The 22229-nt window shown below is 70.3% G+C and carries 18 protein-coding genes; 9 read left to right on the top strand and 9 right to left on the bottom strand.

Annotated elements, in window-relative coordinates; genetic code table 11:
- Positions 1 to 75 precede the first annotated feature (75 nt).
- Together G3I19_RS15950 and G3I19_RS15945 are read right to left on the bottom strand one after the other, a co-directional pair.
- A complete protein-coding gene (locus tag G3I19_RS15950; protein WP_164264267.1) occupies positions 76 to 858 on the bottom strand; it encodes a GNAT family N-acetyltransferase in 783 nt (260 codons plus the stop codon).
- Positions 855 to 1775, bottom strand: coding sequence for an NADP-dependent oxidoreductase (locus G3I19_RS15945; protein ID WP_164264266.1), 921 nt, complete (start codon positions 1773 to 1775; stop codon positions 855 to 857). Before G3I19_RS15945 ends, G3I19_RS15950 begins: the two co-directional genes overlap by 4 nt.
- Before the next feature lie 200 nt (positions 1776 to 1975).
- On the opposite strand from G3I19_RS15945, the gene G3I19_RS15940 reads away from it, so the two are divergent.
- Positions 1976 to 3124 (top strand): serine hydrolase domain-containing protein, encoded by a 1149-nt coding sequence (locus G3I19_RS15940; protein ID WP_164264265.1) that lies wholly within the window; start codon positions 1976 to 1978, stop codon positions 3122 to 3124.
- Positions 3125 to 3241: 117 nt separating this feature from the next.
- Here the strand turns inward: G3I19_RS15940 and G3I19_RS15935 are convergent, their stop codons facing one another.
- A complete protein-coding gene (locus tag G3I19_RS15935) occupies positions 3242 to 4102 on the bottom strand; it encodes a D-alanyl-D-alanine carboxypeptidase (RefSeq protein ID WP_164264264.1) in 861 nt (286 codons plus the stop codon).
- 173 nt (positions 4103 to 4275) lie between these two features.
- On the opposite strand from G3I19_RS15935, the gene G3I19_RS15930 reads away from it, so the two are divergent.
- From G3I19_RS15930 to G3I19_RS15915, 4 genes are all read left to right on the top strand, one after another.
- Positions 4276 to 5025, top strand: coding sequence for a DUF2071 domain-containing protein (locus G3I19_RS15930; protein WP_343235120.1), 750 nt, complete (start codon positions 4276 to 4278; stop codon positions 5023 to 5025).
- A gap of 100 nt (positions 5026 to 5125) precedes the next feature.
- On the top strand, positions 5126 to 5791 hold the full coding sequence (locus G3I19_RS15925) for a TetR family transcriptional regulator (protein ID WP_164264262.1): 666 nt from the start codon (positions 5126 to 5128) through the stop codon (positions 5789 to 5791).
- Positions 5788 to 6552: a glucose 1-dehydrogenase gene (locus G3I19_RS15920; RefSeq protein WP_164264261.1), complete on the top strand. Its 765-nt coding sequence runs from the start codon at positions 5788 to 5790 to the stop codon at positions 6550 to 6552. The genes G3I19_RS15925 and G3I19_RS15920 overlap by 4 nt, the downstream gene beginning before the upstream one ends.
- Positions 6553 to 6831: 279 nt before the next feature.
- On the top strand, positions 6832 to 8871 hold the full coding sequence (locus tag G3I19_RS15915; protein WP_164264276.1) for a regulator: 2040 nt from the start codon (positions 6832 to 6834) through the stop codon (positions 8869 to 8871).
- A gap of 57 nt (positions 8872 to 8928) precedes the next feature.
- On the opposite strand, the gene G3I19_RS15910 is transcribed toward G3I19_RS15915, so the two are convergent.
- Positions 8929 to 11058, bottom strand: coding sequence for a phospholipase C, phosphocholine-specific (locus G3I19_RS15910; RefSeq protein WP_164264260.1), 2130 nt, complete (start codon positions 11056 to 11058; stop codon positions 8929 to 8931).
- Between the two features lie 444 nt (positions 11059 to 11502).
- Here G3I19_RS15910 and G3I19_RS15905 point away from each other — a divergent pair, with 444 nt between their 5' ends.
- Positions 11503 to 11829 carry a (2Fe-2S)-binding protein gene (locus G3I19_RS15905; RefSeq protein ID WP_164264259.1) on the top strand — a complete coding sequence of 109 codons (327 nt, stop codon included), beginning with the start codon at positions 11503 to 11505 and terminating at the stop codon, positions 11827 to 11829.
- 161 nt (positions 11830 to 11990) lie between these two features.
- Here G3I19_RS15905 and G3I19_RS15900 read toward each other — a convergent pair whose 3' ends face one another.
- On the bottom strand, positions 11991 to 12686 hold the full coding sequence (locus G3I19_RS15900; RefSeq protein ID WP_164264258.1) for an SDR family oxidoreductase: 696 nt from the start codon (positions 12684 to 12686) through the stop codon (positions 11991 to 11993).
- A 152-nt stretch (positions 12687 to 12838) separates the two neighbouring features.
- On the opposite strand from G3I19_RS15900, the gene G3I19_RS38285 reads away from it, so the two are divergent.
- The 3 genes from G3I19_RS38285 to G3I19_RS15885 all read left to right on the top strand — a co-directional run bounded on the left by G3I19_RS38285 (position 12839) and on the right by G3I19_RS15885 (position 18545).
- A complete protein-coding gene (locus tag G3I19_RS38285) occupies positions 12839 to 13693 on the top strand; it encodes a helix-turn-helix domain-containing protein (RefSeq protein ID WP_164264257.1) in 855 nt (284 codons plus the stop codon).
- Between the two features lie 136 nt (positions 13694 to 13829).
- Positions 13830 to 14900, top strand: coding sequence for a 3-oxoacyl-[acyl-carrier-protein] synthase III C-terminal domain-containing protein (locus G3I19_RS15890; protein WP_164264256.1), 1071 nt, complete (start codon positions 13830 to 13832; stop codon positions 14898 to 14900).
- A gap of 417 nt (positions 14901 to 15317) precedes the next feature.
- Positions 15318 to 18545, top strand: a complete 3228-nt coding sequence (locus G3I19_RS15885; protein WP_164264255.1) for a GH92 family glycosyl hydrolase — start codon at positions 15318 to 15320, stop codon at positions 18543 to 18545.
- A gap of 19 nt (positions 18546 to 18564) precedes the next feature.
- On the opposite strand, the gene G3I19_RS15880 is transcribed toward G3I19_RS15885, so the two are convergent.
- From G3I19_RS15880 to G3I19_RS15865, 4 genes are all read right to left on the bottom strand, one after another.
- Positions 18565 to 18840: a DUF2087 domain-containing protein gene (locus G3I19_RS15880; protein WP_164264254.1), complete on the bottom strand. Its 276-nt coding sequence runs from the start codon at positions 18838 to 18840 to the stop codon at positions 18565 to 18567.
- A gap of 51 nt (positions 18841 to 18891) precedes the next feature.
- The gene (locus G3I19_RS15875) at positions 18892 to 19905 is read right to left on the bottom strand and encodes an NAD-dependent epimerase/dehydratase family protein (protein ID WP_164264253.1); all 1014 of its coding nucleotides are present in this window, start codon (positions 19903 to 19905) and stop codon (positions 18892 to 18894) included.
- A gap of 78 nt (positions 19906 to 19983) precedes the next feature.
- Positions 19984 to 20250: a hypothetical protein gene (locus G3I19_RS15870; RefSeq protein ID WP_164264252.1), complete on the bottom strand. Its 267-nt coding sequence runs from the start codon at positions 20248 to 20250 to the stop codon at positions 19984 to 19986.
- Positions 20251 to 20333: 83 nt separating this feature from the next.
- The coding region (locus tag G3I19_RS15865; protein ID WP_239074393.1) for a DUF4838 domain-containing protein at positions 20334 to 22229 on the bottom strand (1896 nt) is incomplete at its 5' end.

The following is a 22229-nucleotide window of genomic DNA, read 5'->3' as shown; positions in this document are numbered from 1 at the left end:
CGGCCGCGAGGCGGTACGGCCGGATGCCGCGCGGGCCTCAGCAGCGGCGTGGGCCTCAGTGCGGCACCGTGGGCCTCAGTGCGGCGCCGTGGTCCGCGCGTCCGTGGACTCCGGCTCGGCTCCGGCGTCGGCGGCGAAGTGCTCCGGCACGAGCGCCGAGAGGAACTCCGTGCGGCGGCGGAGCCGGAACCCGAGGGACTCGTACAGCCGGATGGCGTTGGTGTTGGACTCCGCGGCGTGCAGGAACGGTGTCTCGCCACGGTCCCTGATCTCCTGCGCGACGGCGTGCACCAGCCGGGTGCCGAGGCCCTGGCCGCGCACCGACGCGTCCGTGCAGACCGCGCTGATCTCGCTCCAGCCGGGTGGGCGCATCCGCTCACCGGCCATCGCGACGAGTCTGCCCTCGTGGCGGATGCCGAGGTAGCTGCCGAGTTCGACCGTGCGCGGCAGGAAGGGGCCGGGACGGGTGCGTTCGACCAGGGCGAGCATCTCGGGCACGTCGTCGGGTCCGAGCCGTACGGCCTCCGGGTCGTGCGCGGCGGCCACACCGTCGTCGACGAGCTGGACGCCGGGCGCGTGGAAGACGACCTCCCAGTCGTCCGGCGGCGGCTCGCGGAACGCGGTGAGGGTGACGGCACCGCCGGGGCCGGCCAGCGCGGCGACATCGGCCCAGTCCGCGGCGTCGGGGCTCTCGGGCATGGCGAACCAGGGCGCGACGGCGGCCGGATAGCACAGCACTCGGCCCCGGGAGACCGCGAAGCGGGCGTGCGGGCCCAGCAGCGCGGCGCCGACCGGGTCGTCCAGAGGGTGTCCGGCGGGAGTCGGGGGCCCGGCGGCAGTGGGGTGCGGGATGCTCATGCGGGCACCTCGATCACGATCTTGCCGAGGGTGTGCCCGCCCTCCACGGCGCGCAGGGCTTCGGCCGCCCGGTCGAGCGGGTAGGTCCGGGTGACGCAGGCCCGCAGGGCGCCGTCGACAGCGAGACGTGCCACCGCGTCGAGGACGGCCACGTTGCGGGCTCGTACGACCGCCGCGCCGCCCAGCTCCACCACCAGTTCCTTGCCGCCCGCGCTGATGAGCCTCGTCCGGTCCTCGACCAGTGCGGCCACCTCCTCCAGCGCGTCCCCGCCGACGAGGTCGAAGACGGCGTCGACGCCGTCCGGGGCCGCCGCCCGTACCCGGTCAGCCACCCCGGGCCCCGATGCGACGTGAACGGCGCCGAGCGCCTCGACGAACTCCTTCTTCCCGGCGCTCGCGGTGCCGATGACCCGTACGCCGCTGTGCCGTGCGATCTGTACGGCAGCCACGCCCACACCGCCGCCGGCGCCGTTGACCAGCAGCGTCGAGCCGGGCGCCGGGTCGAGCTGCTGAATGCCGTCGTACGCGGTGGCCCCGGCGACCGGCAGCGCGGCGGCTTCGGTGAACGGCAGCGCGTCGGGCTTGTGCGCCGTGACGGTGACGGGCATCAGGGTGTACTCGGCGTAGCCGCCGGTCACCGGGTTGCCGAAGACGGCCTGTCCCGGTTCGAACCCTTCGACGCCCGGCCCGGTCGCCACCACGGTCCCGGCGGCCTCGCTGCCGAAGACCTCGGGGAACGCCGGCTCCTCGCTGCCGGGCCTGCGGTATCCCGTACGGAGTTTCCAGTCCACCGGATTCACCCCGGCAGCCCGGACGGCGACGAGCAGCTCTCCGGGGCCCGGAACCGGCATGTCGAGCTCGGCCTGAGCCTCCGCATCGGGACCGCCGTTACGGGTGAATACGTACGCCTTGGGCATGAACTCCCTCACTCCGGATCAGGTCACCGGCGCTGCGCACAGCCCGGTATTCCTCCAGCGAAAAGCCCATTCTGCCTGCACGTATTCCCGGTCCTGCGCCCGGTCTGCTCCCGGTCCTGCTCATCGGTCCAGGGCCGGCCGATGACTTTCCGACGTGCTGAGGGTCCTCTCCATGACCGCACGCTCACGAAGGTGGAACGATGACCAGCTTGCAGACACTTCTCACGACGTACGTCGACGCGGGGACCATCCCCGGCGCGGTGGCCCTGGTGGCGCGGGGCGACCGGGTCGAGGTCGCGACGGCCGGATTCTCGGACACCGGGGGTACGTCACCGATGGCCAGGGACTCGGTGTTCCGCATCGCCTCGATCACCAAGCCCATCACCGCGGCAGCAGTGATGATGCTGGTCGACGAAGGCCGTATCGCCCTCGACGAGCCCGTCCGGCACCGGCTGCCCGAGCTGGCCGCGCCCTCCGTCGTGCGTACGCCGCAGGGCCCGGTCGACGATGTCGTGCCCGCGGTCCGGGCGATCACGGTGCGGGACCTGCTCACCTTCCGCGCCGGGTACGGGTTCCCGTCCGACTTCTCGCTGCCCGCGGTCGGGCTGCTCTTCAGCGAACTGCGGCAGGGGCCTCCGCAGCCGGATCCGGTCCCGGCGCCGGACGAGTGGATGGCGGCGCTGTCCCGTATTCCGCTGCTGCACCAGCCGGGCGACGCCTGGCTGTACAACACCTGTTCCGACATTCTCGGGGTGCTCGTCGCCAGGGCCTCCGGCCGCTCATTCCCCGATTTCCTCGCCGAGCGGCTCTTCGGACCGCTCGGCATGACCGACACGGGCTTCGCGGTACCGGCGGCCGAGCGGCACCGGCTCGCCCACTTCTACCAGCCCACTCAGGACGGCCTGGAACCGGTCCCAGCACCCGGCGGCGATGAGTGGGGCAGTCTGCCCGCTTTCCCCTCCGGGGCCGGCGGGCTGGTCTCGACCGCCGACGACTGGCACGCCTTCGGCCGGATGCTGCTCGCCGAAGGGGCCGCGAACGGGCGGCGGCTGCTGTCGCCCGAGTCGGTGCGCCTGATGACGACCGACCATCTGACGCCCGGGCAGCGCGCTGCCGGCTCGCTCTTCCTGGAGGGGCAGGGGTGGGGCTTCGGCGGTTCGGTCGATGTCACGGAGGCCGATCCATGGAATGTGCCGGGCCGGTACGGCTGGGTCGGCGGTACCGGGACCTCGGCGCACATCGACCCGTCCACCGGCATGGTGGCCGTGCTGCTCAGCCAGGTGGCGATGACGGGACCGGCCCCGACCCCGCTGATGCGCGACTTCTGGCGGTACGCGGCCGGTGCCTGAGCCGGGCCGGCTCCGTACCGAGCAGGGCCTGCGCGCGGCCGGACCGGCCACGCGCAGGCCCCAGGTGCGCGGTGTACGTGAGGTGCGCGGTGTGCTTGATGTGCTTGATGTGCAGGGTTACTTCTTGAAGCCGTAGTCCATCAGCTTCTTCGCGTCAGCGGTGCGGTTCGCCTCCGACGAGGACGCGAGGACCGTGCCGATGACGGTCTTGCCGCTGCGGGTGGCCGCGAAGACCAGGCAGTACTTGGCCTCGGGGCCCGATCCGGTCTTGAGGCCGATGGTGCCCGAGTAACTGCTGAGCAGCTTGTTGGTGTTGGTCCACGACATGTAGCGGTAGCCACCGCTCTTCGTCGTGACCTTCTGCTTGGTCGACTTCGTCTTCACGACGGTACGGAAGGTGGAGTACTTCATCGCGTTACTGGCGAGCTTCGTCAGGTCGCGCGGGGTGGAGTAGTTGGCGCCGCTCCCGATGCCGTCGAACGAGTCGAAGTGCGTGTTCTTCAGCCCGAGCGTCTTCGCGGTGGAGTTCATCTTCCCGATGAACGACTTGACGCGCGCGGCCCGGGTGGAGCCGCTGCCGTACTTGTCGGCCAGCGCGTACGCCGCGTCGCAGCCGGACGGGAGCATCAGGCCGTACAGCAGCTGCCGGACCGTGACCTTGTCACCGACGATCAGCCGGGCCGACGAGGCGTTCTTGGAGACGATGTAGTCGCTGTACGCCTTCTGGACCGTGACCTTGGAGTCCAGGTTGAGGTTCTTCTGCCCCAGCACCACCCGGATCGTCATGATCTTGGTGGTGGAGCCCGTCGAACGGCGGGTGTCCGCGGCCTTGGTGAAGAGCGTCTTCGCCGTGCCGTTGTTCATCACGAAGCCGCCCTTGGCGACGATCGTGGGCGCTTTGGGGGTGGCGGCCTGGGCCGAAGCGCCGAATGCCCCGGCCGTCGACACAGCGCCTGCCGTCACGACGACCACAGACATGCGCCGAATGCCCTGAATACCGATGTTCAAGATAAATACTCCAAATGCCGCTTCAGTGCGGTCTCTTGAGAGCCCCGCTCGCACATGAGACGACTGAAAGGCCGTAAAGGATGCGTAAGGGGCGCGAGAACTTTTCCGGGCGCCGCGCTCTGCCCGTCTGCCATGCTGGCGGCGTGCAGTCAGGTGCGAGCGCCCCCGAGCCCGTCACGGCCGACCCGCCCCGCGAGGAGCCCAGGCCGCTCCTCACCCAGTCCTGGCTGGATCTGGCCTTCCTGCACTGGGCGGCCGACCCCGCGGATGTCGCACCACTGCTCCCGCCGGGCACGTTTCCCGACGTCATCGACGGGGTGACCTATGTGGGGCTCGTCGCCTTCCGGATGCACCGGATCGGCTGGCTGCGGCTGCCCGGCCTGCCGTATCTGGGCACCTTTCCGGAGACCAATGTGCGGCTGTACTCGGTGGACGGGCAGGGGCGGCGTGGTGTGGTGTTCCGCTCGCTCGACGCCTCCCGCCTCATTCCGGTGGCCGTCGGCCGGGCGGTCTTCCGGCTGCCCTATGTGTGGTCCCGGATGACGGTGGACCGCGACGGGGACACCCTCACGTACACCAGCCGCCGTCGCCTGCCGGGGCCCCGAGAGGCGCACAGCCGGATCGGGATCCGGGTCGGCGAGCGGATCCGCGAGCCCAGCGAGCTCGAACACTTCGTCACCGCGCGGTGGGGGCTGCACACGAGCCTGCTCGGCCGTCCGCTCTACCTGCCGAACACCCACCCCCGCTGGCCCCTGCACCGGGCGGAGCTGACCGGGTGCACCGAGAACCTCGTCGCTTCGGCAGGACTTCCCGCGCCGGCGGGCGAGCCCGTCAGCGTGCTCTACTCACCGGGCGTCCCGGTGCGCTTCGGACGCCCTCGGCGCGCCGGCTGAAACACCACCCGCCCGCCACCCGAGAGACCCCAGAACATCCGTGGCACATGCACTGACCTGCTCGTTCGCCATTAATAATGGCCAGCATTAGAATAAACGCATGGCGAGGACATCAGGGCCCGGCACCCGGGAGAAGCTGATCCGCGCGGCTGAGGAGATCTTCGCCGCACAGGGCGTCGACGGCGCACAGCTGCGCGACATCATCCGGCTGGCGGGGCAGAGCAATCCATCGGCCGTGCAGTATCACTTCGGTTCACGCGCCGGGCTTCTCGACACCGTGATGGCGGGGCGCCAGCGGCGTACCGAAGCCGTCCTGACGGAGCTGCTGGGCGACGGCGGGCAGGATCTCGACGGGCTGCTCACCGCCCTGGTCACCGCGGAGGCGACCGAGTTGCGCACCGAGCGCGGCCAGCGCTGTCTGCGGGTCTCCGCACAGCTGAGCCACGAGAGCGGAGTACGCGCCCGGGTGCCGCACCCGACGCTCGAAGGCACCGTCTACTGGCAGCTCATCGGCCTGCTGACCGACTGTCTGGAAGCGCTGCCCGAGCCGGTCCGGCTGGAGCGGGTGGATCTGGCCCTGACGCTGATCGGCGCCGCGATGGCGGACCGTGCCCGCCAGTACCTGTCCGGTGCCGAGCCCCTCACCGGCGAGCGGTTGTTCCTCGCCGACCTCGTCTCGATGACGGCCGCCCTGCTGACCGCCCCCGTACCGCATACGGCTCCGGACGGAGCCGATGCCCACGCAGAACGAAGGAATGAGTCATGAACGACCTCGCAGACAAGACCGTCATCATCACCGGCGGCGCCCGCGGCCTCGGCGCCGAGGCCGCCCGACAGGCGGTTGCCGCCGGAGCCCGGGTGGTGATCACCGACGTCCTGGACGAGGAGGGCGCGGCCACCGCGGCCGGACTCGGCACGCAGGCCCGCTTCCTCCACCACGACGTCACGTCCGAGGACGACTGGGCGCGGGTCGTCGCGTTCGCGGTCGCCGAGTTCGGCGGCGTCGACGGACTGGTCAACAACGCCGGTATATCCACCGGCTCCTATCTGGAGACCGAGTCGGTGGAGAACTTCCGCCGGGTGCTCGACATCAACCTCACCGGGGTCTTCATCGGCATGAAGTCCGTCATCCCCGCGATGAAGGAGAGGGGCAGCGGCTCGATCGTCAACATCTCGTCGGCCGCGGGCCTGATGGGCCTGGCGCGCACCGGCGGCTACGGCGCGTCCAAGTGGGGCGTACGCGGACTGACGAAGATCGGGGCGGTGGAGCTGGGTACCGAGCGGATCCGCATCAACTCGGTGCACCCCGGGATGACATACACCCCGATGACCGCGTCGATCGGCATCCAGAAGGGTGAGGGGAACTACCCGAACACCCCGATGGGCCGGGTCGGCGAGCCGCCGGAGATCGCGGGCGCCGTGGTGTTCCTGCTCTCCGACGCGGCGTCGTACGTCACCGGGGCCGAGCTCGCGGTGGACGGTGGCTGGACCACCGGGCCGACCGTCAAGTACGTCATGGGCCAGTGAGCTGACGACGGCATGAGCCGCCGTCCCGCCGGCCCGGACCCCTGACGCCCGCCGGCGGGACGGCCCGAACCGGGCAAGGACCTGGGCGCAGTGGTTCCCCGGCGCGGAAGGGCATAGTCCACTGCGCCGGTGGCCGGTGCAAACCGGGAGCCGATGGCGACAGATCAGGCCAACTCCGTTTCATCATCTGATTGTTCACGATTCACAATCGGCCAATTCTGGCCGTTCCTCGTCGCGCGTATCGGCCAGGGATCGCCCCGGGTCCAAGATGTACGCGTGGTGGGAAACCTTCCCGTCGTCACGACCAGTTTCGTCGGCAGAACCGGCGAACTGCGTGGTGCGGCACGGGCACTCGAGAAGCACCGGCTGGTCACTCTGACGGGCGGTGGCGGCGTCGGCAAGAGCCGGCTGGCGCTGCGCGCCGCCGAGCGGGCCGGCGGGCGGTACGCCGACGGAGTGTGGTGGGCCGACCTGTCCCACCTCTACGACGACCGGCTGCTGATCGGCACGGTCTCCGACGCCGTGGGCCTCCTCGACCACGATCTGGCCCGCCCGGTGGAGGCCCTGTGCGGACGGCTGGCCGACCGCAATCTGCTGCTGGTGCTCGACTGCTGCGAGCGGGTGCTCGCAGCGAGCAGCCATCTCGTGGGCGCGCTGCTCGGCGCGGCTCCGGGGCTCGCCGTGCTGGCCACCAGCCGGGAGCCGCTCGGGGTTCCCGGGGAGTACCTGCTCGACGTGCCGCCACTCGGCGCCGACGGCGACGGCGAGGACGCCATGCGGCTCTTCCGGGACCGGGCATCCGTGGCCGCGCCGGGCCTCTCGCTCGACTCACCGGACGCCGCGGCGGCGGCAGGGGACATCTGCCGCCGTCTGGAGGGCATTCCGCTGGCCGTCGAGCTCGCGTGCGCCCGGCTGGCGGACCACAGCATCGACCTGATCTCCGAACGGCTCAGCTCCCGGCTCGACTTTCTCAGCACCCCCGACGCCCCGGTGTGGCCGCAGCGGCACCGGGCACTGCGTACCGCCATCGGCTGGAGCCATGAACTGTGCGCCCCCGCCGAACGGCTGCTGTGGGCGCGGCTCTCCGTCTTTCCCGGCGCCGTCGACGCGGCCGACGCACAGGCCGTGTGCTCGGGCGGGCCGCTCACCGCCGACGGCATTCCGGCGCTGCTGGAGCGGCTGGCCGACCAGTCGGTACTGCAACGGGACGGCGCCCGGTACCGGATGCTCGACACCCTGCGCGAGTACGGCGCGATGTGGCTCGGTGAACTGGGCGAGCGGCGGGCGCTCGCAAGCCGGCACGGAGCGCACTTCGCCGCCTTGGCGAGCAGCGCCCACAGCGGATGGCTCGGCCCGCGGCAGGTCGACTGGTACCGCAGGATCGCCGACGCCGACGCCGATCTCTGCGCCGCGCTCGACCACCTCATCAGCGAGGACCCGGAGCGGGCCGTGGAAATGGCCGGGTGCACCGGGCTCTTCTGGAGCTGCTGCGGTCATCTGCAGCGGGCCCGCGACTTCCTGGAGCGGGCTCTCGCCCTGGAGACCAGCAGGGGCCCGCACCGCACCCGCGCCCTGTGGGCCCTGGGAATCACCCTCACACTGCAGGGTGACCACGAGAGCGCCCGCGGCCTCGGCGAGCGGTGCAGCGTCGCCGCCTGGCACGACCGCGACACGGAGTCGATACTCTCCGCGGCCCACGCCGTCAGCTTCAACTACCTGATGATGGGGCGCCCGCAGACCGCGCACGACGTCAGCGACCATGCGCTGCGCAGCCTGCCGGGCGACCCGCTGGACGCCCCGTCGCAGCTGCGGTGCCGGGTGATAAGGGTCTTCGCGCTCTCCGCCCTCGGCCGCCTGGACGAGGCGTACGAGGACGCCACGGACCTGCAGCAGCTGAGCCTGCGCTACGGCGAGTACTGGGCCCGTTCCTACGCCGACCACCAGCTCGCCCTGATACATCTGCTGCAGGGCAGACCGCAGGAGGCGGAGATCCACGCGCGCTCGATGCTGTCGGGCAAGCACCAGCTGCACGACAGTCTCGGGATCGCCCTCGGCCTCGATCTGCTCGCCGGGGCGATCGCCGCGCGGGGCGACGGCGTGGAAGCCGCGCGCACTTCGGGTACGGGGCATGTCTACTGGCTCATGATCGGCCACCCGCGCCGCGGCACCCCGGAGCTGGGCGAGATCCGTGAGGTCTGGGAACGCCGGGCCCGCGAGGCGGCCGGGGATCCGGCCTATGACCGGGCCTACCGCCGCAGCCTGACGGGGGACGCCGAGACGGGCCTGGTCCGCGCGCTCCAGGGGAACCCCCCGGGGTGATCCGTCCGGGGTGACCACCGCCGGCCGGCCACCCCGGACGCTCCGGACGCCGGCCGGTCAGGCGCGGTGCGGGCCCGGGTCACTGGTGCTGGGACGGCCGTTCTCCAGGTGTCCCGACCAGCGCCGGCGGAATACGCCGTCCTGGTGTCCCGCTTCGGTGACCGAGATGTCGTACCAGCCGGAGTGCTCACGGACCGGCAGGGTGACATCGGTGGAGGCACCGGCACGCAGCCGGTGCGATGTGCCGCTCCCCCGCGCGTAGGCGTCGGCCACCCGGACCGTACGCGCGGTCCGGCCGCGGTTGGCGATCCTGATCCGGACCCGCTCGCCGCCCTGGTGCGTGAACGTGGCGCGCAGGGCGTCGTCGGACGACCCCGCGAACTCACAGACCGTGCCGTTGGGGCCGTAGGCGGCGAGCTGGTACGCGCCGCCGGTGGCGGCCGTCGGCCAGTGGTCACTCAGGGTGTCCCGGGCGGAGACGGTGTACCGGCGCGGCGCCGCCTGCGGCTGCTTGCGGTCGTGGACGTAGAACGCGGCACCGGCCCGGCCGTGGTTGGCGAACTCCAGCTGGAACCTGCCCCGGTGCGCGTCGCCCTCGTTGACCCGCACGTCGTACGGCAGGGCGCGGGCCCGGCGGACACCCGGTTCCTGCTCGGGCATCCGCTGGTCCAGCGGCACCTGGTACGGCTTGCCCGAGGAGACGATCGGCGCGGGGACCGGCAGGGAGACGGGCGCGGGGTCGGCGCCGGAGAAGTCGAGCGCCGAGGTGAGATCGCCGCAGACGGAGCGGCGCCAGGCGCTGATGTTCGGCTCGTGGATCCCGAACCTGGCTTCCAGGAACCGCAGGACCGATGTGTGGTCGAAGGTCTCCGAACAGACCCAGCCGCCGCGCGACCAGGGCGAGACGACCAGCATCGGCACCCGCGGGCCCAGGCCGATCGGCTGGAGGCCGCCCGGGTCGGCGCCGGGGACCAGCGGGCTCATCTCCCCCGGGTATCTGCCGAGGTCGAGGATCTCGTCACCGAGGCTGCGCACCAGATCGCGGGAGACCATGCCCTGGGCGCCCGCGGCGCTGGTGACCGGCGGCATGGGCGGCACGACATGGTCGAAGAGGCCGTCGTTCTCGTCGTAGTTGACGATGAAGACCGTGCGGCCCCAGACCTCGGGGTTGGCGGTGAGCGCCTCGAGGACCAGGTTGATGTACGCGGCGCCGTCGGTCGGCGATGCGGACGGGTGCTCGGAGTACTTGTAGGGCGGCACGATCCAGGACACCTGGGGCAGGGTGCCGTGCTCCACGTCGTCGCGCAGCTCCTTGAGGGTGTGGTCCGACGCCCCCTTCTCCACCAGGGGTCCGGTGGCACCCTCGGCCACCTGGTACTGCTCGAAGAACATCAGTGAGTTGTCGGTGTAGTTGTCCGTGGGGCTGCCCGGCTCGCCCGTGCCGCCCTGGTACAGCTTCCAGCTGACCTTCGCGGCCTCCAGCCGTTCCGGGTACGTGGTCCAGGTGTAGCCGTTGGTCTCGTTGCGCTCGCTCAGGCCGGGGCCGTTGGGCCGGCGCCCGTACACATTGCGCGGGTCACAGGTCCCGCTCCACAGGTAGATCCGGTTCGGAGCGGTGTCGGCGTGCACCGAGCAGAAGTAGGAGTCACAGATGGTGAACGCCTCGGCCAGGGCGTAGTGGTAGCTCAGGTCCTGCCGCTTGAGGTGGCCCATGGTCAGGGTGTCCTGCTTCTGGTTCACCCACTGGTCGTGGCGGCCCTGGTTCCAGGACAGGTGCCCGCTGCTCCAGCCGTGGTCGGTGCCCGCCTGGTACTCCGTGGTGTTCCTGGGGTCGATGTACCAGGGCAGTACCTCGGTCGCGGTGTCCGGCAGGCCGCGCGCGTCGTAGCGCGCGGTGTGCGTCGCCGCGGCCGGCTGGTTCCATACGGGTCTGCCGTCGGGCAGCAGCGCCGGGCGTGGATCGGCGAAGCCGCGTACCCCGCGCAGACCGCCGAAGTAATGGTCGAACGAGCGGTTCTCCTGCATCAGGATCACCACATGGTCGACGTCCTTGATGGACCGGGTGCGGGAAAGGGCGGGCATGGCCATGGCCTTGCCTATCGCGGGCGGGAAGACGGAGAGTGCGGCGGCCGATGCGGCGGTCGCGCCGCCCGCCTGGAGGAAACGCCGACGATCGAACGTGGCCATGTGGCTGCAACCTTCTGTTGGCAACAAGGGGCTTTCGAACACGTCCGATCATTCAGCGTCGTATCCCCTCCTGGGTATCCCTCTGGAGGACACCGGGTGATCGACGGGCCAACTCTGTGTTCGGCCGGTGCTCGCGGGCAGAGCCCTGTCCTGCGGGAATGCGCGCCGGCCGGGAACGACCGGGCCGCGCCGAGTCCGCGGCCACCGCCGCGGCATCCGTCGAGAACGACGCCGGCGGGCCGGGTTCACTGACGGGCCGTCGTGGAATTCCGGGCGGAAAAATCTGGGTTCGCCTGGACTTTTTCGAAATCAGCGGGTGCGCGGCGAGACGTCCGATCCACACCATCGATTTTTGCCCAAGCTGTGTCCGAAACTATTCGTTCACCCTGCTTGGCGCCTCTGAGATCTCGACAACGACATATCCACGCCCATAGCGTCTCGACCATGACAACCCCCCCGGATGACCGGAGGTTCCGGCGTGAGATGGCCGTGGCCCACAGGTCTGGATGGCATCTCATCGACTTGCTCAGCGCACTGCCCGAGCCAGGCGATTCCCTTATGGTGACCATCCTGGGCGAGCCCGTCGTCGTCTGCCGCAACGCCTCCGACGGAGAACTCGAGGCATACCGGTGTCTGCGACGACCACGTGGCGCGCCGCAGCCAGTCCGGTGCGTCATACGATACGGAATGATCTTCGTGAATCTTCAGCAGGGCGATCACGAAGACATATCGGCCGAGACCCTTCGAACCGTCACCCCTCAGAGCGCCTGACGCGAATCCCCGTCACAGCAGTTCGCCCGGGCGCTCTCCCCGGACAGCGGCGCCACCGTGACCTGAACACGGTGGCGCCGCTGCGGTTTCCCGGCTCACCGGCGAGTGCCGGGCCGGAACGCCGGCGCCGTTCGCAGAGACGACGCCGGGTGGGAAGGAAGTCAGGAGACCATGAGCAGACGGCTTTCCACTCCGATGTATTCGCCGTTGACCCCGTCGGCGTCGGGCGAGGCGAGCAGTTTGACGTTCTTGGCAGCCGCGGCCACCAGCGATGCGTCGACCCGTGTCCGCCAGGCGGATGCCGGGTGCACGCTGTCGCGGACCGAAACACGTTGACCCAGGGGTGAGTTGAGAGTGACGACGTTGCAGGTGATGCCGTGAAAAGCCTCGTCGCGGGCCATCCGGCTGACGAATCCGCGCAGCGCCGCCTCGGACGTACTGCCGAACTGCCGGGCGGAGAGGCCGTCCTGGGCGGATGTGCAGAGGAAGATGATGCGCCCCTGCCCGCTCTGCCTGAGGGCGGGTACGACCCTGCGGATCAGCCGGAAGGTACCGATGATGCGGTTGTCGGCGACGGAGACGAACCGGTCGTCCCTCAGCATCAGATCGCACGAGAGGTCGATGGAGGCGATGACGATGCCGACGGGCCCGTGCCGCTCCTCCACGAGAGCGAGCGCCCCGTCGATCTGCGACTCGTCCGTCACATCGCATGCCACGGTGAGGTCCGGGCCGACGGGTGCCTGCGGGCCGGAGTACATCGCGGCGACGCTGTCACCGCACTCTTGCAGCGCCGTGGTGATCCCCTGGCTTACCTCACTGTGACCATCAACGATGAGCACGGACCGCTGGGATGGCATTGCAAGTCCCCTACCTTTCGCGAATGCAGCAGACACTCTGCATTGTTCACCTGCGACAGGACAGAGTCTCGCGGCCGGCAGGCGGTCTTTCCACGCAAAAGAACTGCAGATAATTGTGGACCCGCCGACAGGCGGGCAGTTACGGGGGAAATGTGACACTCTCGACCCAGGATGCGGCAGCGCTGCGCACGTTGCTGGAGAGCCGCCGGGCGGCCATCGCGCCCGAATCGGTGGGCTATACGGAGCGGAGCGGAGCCGGCCGGCCGGTCAACGGCCTGAGCCAGGAACAGATCGACACCCTCACACACCGGGCCCGCGGCACCTACGGGCGGCTCATCAACGGGCCGGAACACCGGCCCAATCCGACGTATCTCGGCGACCTCGCCCGGTTACTGAGGATGACCGAGCAGGAGTGGACGACGCTCTACTGGCTGACGCGGCGTGAAGTCCCCGCCCCGCTCCACAACACATCGGGGATGGAAGTCCCCGGGGCGTGGAAGGCCGTCGAGCTGATCCACGGCGTCATGGCCTATCTGGTCGACTCCGCCTGGAACCTGATCACGTGCAACCAGGAGTACAAGGAGCTGTTTCCGGGAGGGGAGGCTCCGCAGAACGCGCTGATGTTCATGGCGGTCAGTCCGGAACGCCGCTCCGTGCTGCTGGACTGGGAGCGCAGCTGGGCACCTTTCGTCTTCGGCCAGTTGCGGCGGGCCACCCAGGAGCGCCCGGACAACAAGGACTTGGCGCGTATCGAGGAATGCGTGCTGCGCGATCCGGTGGCGGGGCCGCTGTACGAGGCAACTCCCTTTCTGGCGATGCCCTTTCCGGACGGCGCTCAACGTCCGCTGTGGCACCCACGGCTGGGCGAGGGGATAGTCAACGTCTGCGCGGCGGAGCCGGTCACGTCGGTCGGGTCCCGGCTGATCCTGCTTTCGTTCCAGTCCGGCCCGCCCGGCGAGCACCGCAGGAATGCCGATCTGAGCGCGGCGCACAACTCAATTGGTTGAACGCTTCCCTGATGGAGGATCACACCAGTTCAACCCGTCACTTCACTGGTGATCAGACTGCGTAACTTTCGTGAAAGATGTATCGCACTGGCGTACGTTGTTCGTACATGTAATCGAGCACAAATGGGAGTTGCCCATGCCCGCCTACGTCAGCCGTCCCGCGATCGTTCTGCCTCAGTTCGAGGTCAGCACACGCGAAATCATCGACGACATCGCACGGAACCACCCGGACGACCCGCGACTGAAGGTGTACGAGCGGGTGATCGGCAACCTCCAGGTGGACAAGCGGTACTTCGTGTCCCCTCTCGACTCACCGGCCATCTCGGGGGACGCGGACATCACGGAGCGGGTCGGGTCCGGCTTCGGCCACTCCGTACGGATGGGCGAGCAGGCCGCGCGACAGGCCATGGCGCAGGCGGGCGTCCAGCCGTCGGAGATCGGCGCCATCGTCACCTCGCACGCCACCACCTGGGGCATCCCGGGCCACGATGTGCGGCTCAGCAACGCACTCGGACTTCCGATGCGGACCAGGCGCATCGCGATGACCACGGTGGCCTGCGCCGGCGGTATACAGGCGCTCGTCCGGGCGGTGCAACTGGCCGCTCTGGAGCCGGGTTCGAAGGTCCTGGTGGTGGTGTCCGAGGTGATCAGCTCCGTCTACAACCACCACGACACCACGATGCAGTCCATGATCTACAAGGCGCTGTTCGGGGATTCCGCGGGCGCCTGCATCGTCTCCACGACCGCTCCCGGCACACCGGGAATCCGCATCGAGGATCCGGTGAGCGCGAACACCTTCGAACTTCTGCTGCCCGATACGGAGGACCTGTACAGCGGGAAACTCGACACCACCGGACTCCACTTCGACAGTACGAAGGCGGGGCAGAAGGGCGCGCTGGATTCGATGCCGTACGTGCTCGACTGGCTGGACCACAAGGTGCCGGACTGGGCCGTCATCCATCCGGGGAGCCCCGGCATCATCACCGATGTCGCGAAGAGTCTCGGGCTCACCGAGGAACACACCCGGCATTCGCGGGCCGTGCTCGCCGAGACGGGGAATCTGGGCGGGATCAGCGTGCTCGCCGTCCTCGACAAGTTGCACTCGGCCCCGCCCGCGGCGGGCGAGTCGGGCGTCGCGGTGGCATTCGGACCCGGTTTCGTCACCGCCGCCCTGCGCTGTTCCTGGTCCGGCCCGGCCGGCGACTGACGGCGCTCACGCGGCCTGCGCGCTCTGACACCCACTACGACGGGGGTGGGCGTCCCGTACTGGGCGAACTCCTCCAGCACAAGACCAGCGTTCACCAACGCCTGAAGCAGGCGGGGCAGCGGCAGATGCCCCGCTCCCCTCTGGTCCCACAGCCCCTGACCGGCCCAGGACCGGGTGGTCCCGCGGCCGTCGGGATTTCCGGGGGCGATCACTACCGCGTCCGGTCGCTCCGGTCGGCCCGCACAGCCGGCTCTCGGCCTCGGCCGGTGGCCGACAGGGCGTCGTACCCCCTTCGGCAGCTGCGCGAACGCGGCCCCGACGCGGCCGTGTTCGTCTCCCCCGCCCTCTTGACCGCACACGGTCAGCTACCTGAGTGTGTGGTGGGCCCGGCCCGCACCCCTTTCCCAGGAGGTACACGTGAGACGTTGGAAGACTCGCGGCGCAGTCGCCGCGGTCGCGGCGCTGCTGTTCGCCGGAACAGCAGCTCCGGCTTCAGCCGCTTTGACAACGTTGTCCAACGGCTCCGCCCCACCGGGAGCACAGCTCGTCGACGACCCGGCGGACTATGTGGACCCGCTGATCGGCACCGGGAGCGGCGGCTCAACCGTGGGCGAGATCAACAACTTCCCCGGTCCCGCCACCCCGTTCGGCATGATGCAGTTCTCGCCCGACACGGTCGGCTCGTACGCCGGGTACCAGTACCACAGCGACACCCTGCGGGGGTTCAGCGTCGATCACGCCTCGGTCGGCTGCACCGCCTTCGGGGATGTGCCGATCCTGCCGGTCACGGGCGACGTCGGCGCGGCCCCGTGGGACAGGACCGAGCACTTCTCGCACACCGACGAGAAGGCCGAGCCGGGGTACTACGCGGTCACTCTCGCCGACTCCAAGGTGCGCGCCGAGCTGACGGCCTCCACCCGGACCGGTCTCGCCGCCTTCACCTTCCCCAAGGGAGCTGACACGGCACAGGTGCTGGTCAAGGGCGGCGCGAGCCTCGCGGGCGACAAGCGGGCCGATATGCGTGTCGTCGGCGACCGGCAGGTCACCGGCTCCGCCACCACCGGGAACTTCTGCGGGAAGGGCAACGAGTACACCGTCCACTACGCCATCACCTTCGACCGCCCCTTCACCGCTCACGGCACCTGGGACGGCAAGACGGTGTCGAAGGGCAGCGACACGGTGGACGCGCCGAAGGCCGGCGCCTATCTGACCTTCGGCACCGCCGGGACCAGCACCGTGCGCGCCAAGATCTCCATGTCGTACGTCTCGGTGGACGGCGCCAGGGCCAACATGGCGTCGGAGGTCCCCGGCTGGAGCCTCGACAGCCTGCGCAAGCAGACGCGGGAGCGGTGGACGTCGGCGCTGCGCAAGGTCCGCGTCGCGGGCCGGGACACCGGGCAGCTGAAGACGTTCTACACCTCGCTCTACCACTCGCTGATGCATCCGAACACGTTCAATGACGCGGACGGACGCTACATCGGCTTCGACAACAAGGTGCGGGAACTGCCCAAGGGCCGTACGCAGTACGCGAACTTCTCGGACTGGGACACCTACCGCTCGCTCGCCCCGCTCCAGGCCATGCTCTGGCCCAAGGAGGCGAGCGACATGGCGCAGTCCCTGGTCAACGACGCCACCCAGGGCGGCTGGTGGCCGCGCTGGCCGTTCGCCAACGGCTACACGGGGCAGATGACCGGCGACAACTCGGTGGCGCTGATCGCCAATCTGTACGCGTACGGCGCCCGGGACTTCGACCTCAAGACAGCGCTCAAGTACCTGGTCAAGGGTGCGACGACCGTGGACAGCACGCCGGGCGCCTACCAGGAGCGACCGGACATCGCCAACTACGTGGAGCGCGGCTACGCGCCGAACAACGACGCCGCCCGCGGCGACCATCAGCGCGTCGGCGGCTCGGTCACGCTGGAGTGGGCGATCGACGACTTCTCCATCGCACAGCTCGCGACCGCGGCCGGGGACAGGAAGACCGCCCGGACGTTCACCCTCCGCAGCCAGAACTGGCAGAACATCCTCAACCCGGCAACCGACTACCTCCAGCCGCGCGGTGAGGACGGCCGCTTTCCTGACGGTCCCGGCTTCCAGCCGCCGCCGGAGGGCAAGTTCGGCCAGGACGGTTTCGACGAGGGCAACGCCGCCCAGTACAACTGGCTCGTGCCGCAGAACACCGCGGGCCTGATCACCGCGATGGGCGGCCGTGACGCCGCGTCCCAGCGCCTGGACACGTTCTTCTCGAAGCTCAACGCCGGCCCCAACGAGCCGTACATGTGGGCGGGCAACGAGATCGACTTCGGGGTGCCGTGGGTCTACGACTACCTCGGTCAGCCGTGGAAGGCGCAGAAGGCCGTACGGGATGTGGCCACCACCCTGTTCAGCCCCACGCCGGACGGCGAGCCTGGCAATGACGATCTGGGCGCCCAGTCCTCCTGGTACGTGTGGGCCGCGCTCGGGGTGTATCCCGCCACGCCGGGCACATCCGATCTGGCCGTGCACAGCCCGCTGTTCGAACGTGCGGTGCTCGATCTGCCCGGCAAGGCCCGTGACCTGGACATCCGTGCCCCGAAGGCATCGACGGACACTCCGTACGTCCACGAGCTGAAGCTCGACGGACGCGACTGGGAGCGCACCTACCTGCCCAAGTCTGCGGTTTCCGGGGGCGGCCGGCTGGACTTCACCCTGTCCGGGAAGCCCGACACCCACTGGGCGACGTCGGCGGCGGCCGCGCCCCCGTCGTACCGCACGGGCGAGCGGTCCTTCCTGGCGAACGCGACACCCAACCAGGTCACCGCGGCGCCGGGTGGCGACGGCGCCCCGGTCACCGTCGACGCACAGCGCCTGGCCGGCGGCGACCGTGGTCTGACCGTCACCGCGGCCCCGCCGAAGGGTCTGACGGTCTCCGCGACCACGAAGCAGCTCAAGCTGGACCGGGCCACCGGTTCCGGGAGCGTGGACCTGACGGTCTCAGCGGGGCCGAGGACGCCCGAGGGCTATTACGAGGTTCCGCTCACGGTACGCGGATCCGGGAAGGGCGATTCCGTACGGCTGTCCGCGATCGTCCTGGTGGCGGCGGACGGCAGCCCTGCTGCCGCGTACGACAACACCGGGCTGTCCGACGACGCGGACCACGGGCAGGCCGACTTCGACGGCGCGGGCAACAGCTACTCGCGGCAGGCGCTTGCCGCGGCCGGTCTGAAGGGCGGAGCCCGGATCGAGGCGTCGGGCACATCGTTCGTGTGGCCCGCGGCTCCGCAGGGGCGCCCGGACAACGTGGTGGCGGCCGGCCAGACGCTCGATCTGGCCGCCGGCGCCAAGGACGCGAGGCGGCTGCTGTTCGTGGGGTCGGCCACCAACGGGGATCACCAGGACAGCGCGAAGGTGACCTTCACCGACGGCAGCACCGCGACGGCCGGTCTCTCGTTCGGTGACTGGGCGCTGCCGGGCGGCGGTTCGGATCCCGTCTTCGGGAACACCCTCGTCGCGCGCGCGGCGCACCGCAACCAGTCGGGCGGCACCGGCGGCGCGGCGAGCGTCTACGCCACCGCGCCCTTCGAGTTCCCGGCCGGGAAGCAGATCAGGAGCGTGACGCTGCCGAAGAACGCGCAGCTGCATGTGTTCGCGGTCGGGCTCGGCTGACCGACTCTGAGCGCAGCGGTTACCGGCCCCGCCGGTAACCGCTGCCGTCCCTGGAGCGGGTCAGCAGGCCCGATTCGACGAGGTAGCGGCGGAGCGCGGCGCAGTCGTCGTGGACGGTGCGCAGCGCGTCGTTGACCTGGGGCTCGGTGTACTCACGGTCCCGCTCGAACAGGGTCTCCGCCAGGTGGGCGAGCAGCTGTTCCCGGCGTGCGGGCCTGCGGGGGATCGCGGTGAGACGGCCACGGGAGAACAGCGCCATGACCCCGTGCGAACCGCCGGTTGTGGTGTCGGACATGCCCGGCAGCCTCGCGCACTGTCCGGGCCACGGGCAACGCGTTTTCCGGCGCTAGCGCCCAGGACCGGACTGGGCCGTACCGGAGGGGCCCCGTGTGGTGCCGTCGTCCGTCCGGGCGAGCAGTGCCGCCTCCTCCTCGACCGTATAGCCACGGCGGACGGGAGGTTCACCGCGTGCGCGGTCCCAGGCCAGGACGTCCGCCGCGGTGGCCTCCAGCGGTGTCGCGGGCAGGCCGGCGGCCCGGGCTCTGGCTGAACTACGCTGTTGTGTGGGCCAGTTGGCACGGACCAGCGGGAACATCCGTGTTTCGGGCTCCGCCGGGACCGGCACGATCTCCACCTCGGTGCCGGCGGCCCGCGCGCAGGTCTCGATCAGGCTGCCGATGGTGGTGGGCTCGGCCGGCCCGACCGCGTGGAACACACCGGGCGTGCCCTCCATGACCAGCCGCACCACGAGCACGGCCAGATCTCGGGAGTCGATGACCTGCACGGGCTGCGCCGGGTCAGCGGGCAGGGCGATCCGCCCACCGCGTGCGGCCCTGCGCACCCAGTAGGTGAAGGTGTCCGACGGGTCGTGCGGACCTGCGACCTTTCCGGGGCGCACGATCGTCGCACGGGTGCCGTACCTGGCCAGGACATCGTCCTCGCAGGCCACCTTGGCGGGGCCGTAGGTCTCCTCGTCCAGCAACTCGACGCTGTCCACGGTGCGTACCGGTGGGCGGCGCGGGGTGTCCTCGTCCGATCCTGGCCCCACCCCCGAGCGCTGGTACACCGCGTGGCTGGAGATGAACAGGTACCGTCCGCATCGGTCGCCGATGGCTTCCATGGCCTGGCCGACGTGGCGCGGGACGTATCCGCTGACGTCCACGACCGCGTCCCAGCGGCCGTCGCACAGCGCCCCGTAGTCGCCCGTGTCACGGTCACCGATGAGCCGGGGCACGTCAGGGAAGTGGTGGGCCCCGGTCCTCCCCCGGCCGAACAGGGTCACTTCGGCCCCGCGGCGGAGGGCTTCCTCCACGATGGCGCGGCCAACGAACGATGTCCCGCCGAGAACAAGAAGGTGCATGACTGCCCAGCCTACGGCAGCCCTCAGCGACGGCGTAGCCGTTTGCAGCTGCCGCGTCAGGGCATGCCGGGTGCCTGTTCACGGGGTGTCGCCCTGCCAGTCCCACAGGAGTGCCCCGGCGGCCCGCGGGCCGTAGCGCGCGTGGCCGCCGGGGCCGTGGGAGCCGATCTCCGTGGCGAGGGCCGCCCCCTCCGCGAGGCGTGGGCCCGGCCATCCGGTGACGTCGAGCAGCAGGCCGTCGAGCGGTCCGCCCACCAGTTCACGGTAGTCGTGGCCCGGCCGTGGGCCCGGGTCGGGGTCGTCGTGGTCCGCGCCGTACACCCGGCGCCAGGTCTGTCCGTTCATGCGGTTCAGCATCTCAGCCACCACTGACAGCCCACCTGGTGTGGCGGTGCGGCCACCTCTCCCGTCCGGCTGTCACCCGGGTCTCACTCGACGGTGAGATCCACGTGGGCCGGTGTGAGCCGGGTGCCGTCCGCGAGCCGGAACTCCAGGGTGATCCGCCCGCTTCCCGCGGCGGCGGCCGCCGTGGCGCTGACTGCCACCCGGTGCGAGGCGCTCCTGGTGCCGCTGACGCGCAGGGTGCCGCTCGGCGGGGTCAGCCGGATGCCGTCGGGGCCCGACGCCGTCCACCACACCGTGTGGCCGGTGAAGTCGACGTCCTGGCCGACCACCGTGAGCCTGGCTGCCGCTCCCCCGCGCTCCAGGGACAAAAGCCCGGGAGCGCCGAACCCGGCGGCCGGGGAGGCGTAGTTGTCCACTACTTCCCGGCGGATGTCCGCGTCGTCGTAGGGCATCGATGTGTCCGTGCCGTACCGGCGCCACCAGGTCTGGACGTTGGGAAGCACGACCCCGTTGAACCGGTTCTGCAGCAGCAGGGTCCGGTAGGTGTCCCGGGCTTCGGTCAGCTCGGCCGAGCCGTCCGGGGCAAGTCCGATCCGCAGATCGGCGCGGGCGACGTCGAGGCCCAGGCCCAGCCGGCCGATCACGGTCCGTGCGGCGGCGGTACCGGCCTGGCCTGCGGCGGTCCGCAGTACCGTGCCCGCCCGGCTGTACCGGTCGAGCAGTGCGGCTGCTCCGACGGTGTCCGGGTCGGTGCGCGTGAGGTCGTAGTACGCACGCATGGTTCCGGCGGCCCGGGCGCCGAAGCGTGCCTGGAGGTAGCCGTCGGTGTACCCGGCGGCGTCCAGCCCGTTGTCCCAGGCGAGCGCCGCGAACAGGCTCTGGACGTGCTCATAGGTGATCCAGTCGCCGGGTTCGCTGTACATTCCGATGCCGTTCAGGCCGAGGCGCGACTCGAAGCGCACGTCGCCCGCGATGGTGGCGAGGGGATGCGCGGGCTGGCTGCGCCAGCGGTAGCGCCGGTAGTACTCGTACATGGCCAGCGAACCGCGGAAGCCGTTCCGCCAGGCGGTGAGCGCCTTGGCGAAGGGCGCGTTGGCCGCCACAGCGGGATCGTCGAGCGGTCCGTCGTAGGTGCGGCTGTACGGGGCGAAGTCGACGATGACCGCGGGGTCGGACGCGTAGTCCGGGTCGGGTGGTTCGATGGTGGAGTTGTAGGCGATGCGCTCGACGCGTACGCCCGGCAGCTCCGTACGGAGGGTCAGGGCCAGCTTGTTGACGACCACCGACTCGGCGTTCGCCGCTTTGCCGTACCGGTCGAGTATCTCCTTCTGGAACGTGCCGACGTCCGGCGGCCAGCAGTCGAAGACCGTGATCTCCGGGCGCTCCCGCAGGAAGGCGACGACCGCGGCGATGTAGGCGTCGAGGGCCTCGGGGTTGTAGATGTCGAAGAGCGGGCCGCCGGATGTGTAGTACTGCGGGTACTTCTCCGGAGGCAGGAAACTGTCGTAGCCGTGGCCGCCGGTCTCGATCCGGATGCCGCGCCTGGTGGCCTCGCGGCGCACGACGGTCCGGACGCTGTCGTACGTGGTGACGCCGAGGCCCAGGTAATCGGCCGGGTGGACATAGGTGTTGAGGCGGTTCTTGGCCATCCAGTCGAGCAGCGGGGGCAGGCTCTCGGCGGTGTGGCTGAAGCCCTCCTCCGCGTACTGCCGCCGCAGTTCCCAGCCGGGGCGGTCGGTGAGGCGGACGGCGGGGAGTGCCAGGGTGCGGGCGGTGGGGATGTGTTCGCTGTGGCCTTCGTACGCGGGGAAGGCCGGGGCGAAGAAGCGCACGCCCAGCCGTTCGAGCAGCGCGTACACCGCGTAGAGCGTTGCGCGGTCGCCCGCGCCGGTCAGCAGGACGTCCCGGTGGTCGCCGATGAGAGTGAAGGAGTCCTCGGGCGCGCCGTCCAGTTCCCGGGCCGCTTCGGTGAGCCGGGC

It is taken from the genome of Streptomyces sp. SID10853, from assembly GCF_010548145.1.
GTDB lineage: Bacteria > Actinomycetota > Actinomycetes > Streptomycetales > Streptomycetaceae > Streptomyces.
Note: the sequence above shows the minus strand (reverse complement) of the source record. Positions and strands in the feature narration are given on the sequence as shown.

Coding starts and splice junctions, on each gene's coding strand:
- G3I19_RS15950 (WP_164264267.1), bottom strand. CDS start 858: ATGAGCATCCCGCACCCCACTGCCGCCGGGCCCCCGACTCCCGCCGGA.
- G3I19_RS15945 (WP_164264266.1), bottom strand. CDS start 1,775: ATGCCCAAGGCGTACGTATTCACCCGTAACGGCGGTCCCGATGCGGAG.
- G3I19_RS15940 (WP_164264265.1), top strand. CDS start 1,976: ATGACCAGCTTGCAGACACTTCTCACGACGTACGTCGACGCGGGGACC.
- G3I19_RS15935 (WP_164264264.1), bottom strand. CDS start 4,102: ATGTCTGTGGTCGTCGTGACGGCAGGCGCTGTGTCGACGGCCGGGGCA.
- G3I19_RS15925 (WP_164264262.1), top strand. CDS start 5,126: ATGGCGAGGACATCAGGGCCCGGCACCCGGGAGAAGCTGATCCGCGCG.
- G3I19_RS15920 (WP_164264261.1), top strand. CDS start 5,788: ATGAACGACCTCGCAGACAAGACCGTCATCATCACCGGCGGCGCCCGC.
- G3I19_RS15910 (WP_164264260.1), bottom strand. CDS start 11,058: ATGGCCACGTTCGATCGTCGGCGTTTCCTCCAGGCGGGCGGCGCGACC.
- G3I19_RS15905 (WP_164264259.1), top strand. CDS start 11,503: ATGACAACCCCCCCGGATGACCGGAGGTTCCGGCGTGAGATGGCCGTG.
- G3I19_RS15900 (WP_164264258.1), bottom strand. CDS start 12,686: ATGCCATCCCAGCGGTCCGTGCTCATCGTTGATGGTCACAGTGAGGTA.
- G3I19_RS15890 (WP_164264256.1), top strand. CDS start 13,830: ATGCCCGCCTACGTCAGCCGTCCCGCGATCGTTCTGCCTCAGTTCGAG.
- G3I19_RS15880 (WP_164264254.1), bottom strand. CDS start 18,840: ATGTCCGACACCACAACCGGCGGTTCGCACGGGGTCATGGCGCTGTTC.
- G3I19_RS15875 (WP_164264253.1), bottom strand. CDS start 19,905: ATGCACCTTCTTGTTCTCGGCGGGACATCGTTCGTTGGCCGCGCCATC.
- G3I19_RS15870 (WP_164264252.1), bottom strand. CDS start 20,250: ATGAACGGACAGACCTGGCGCCGGGTGTACGGCGCGGACCACGACGAC.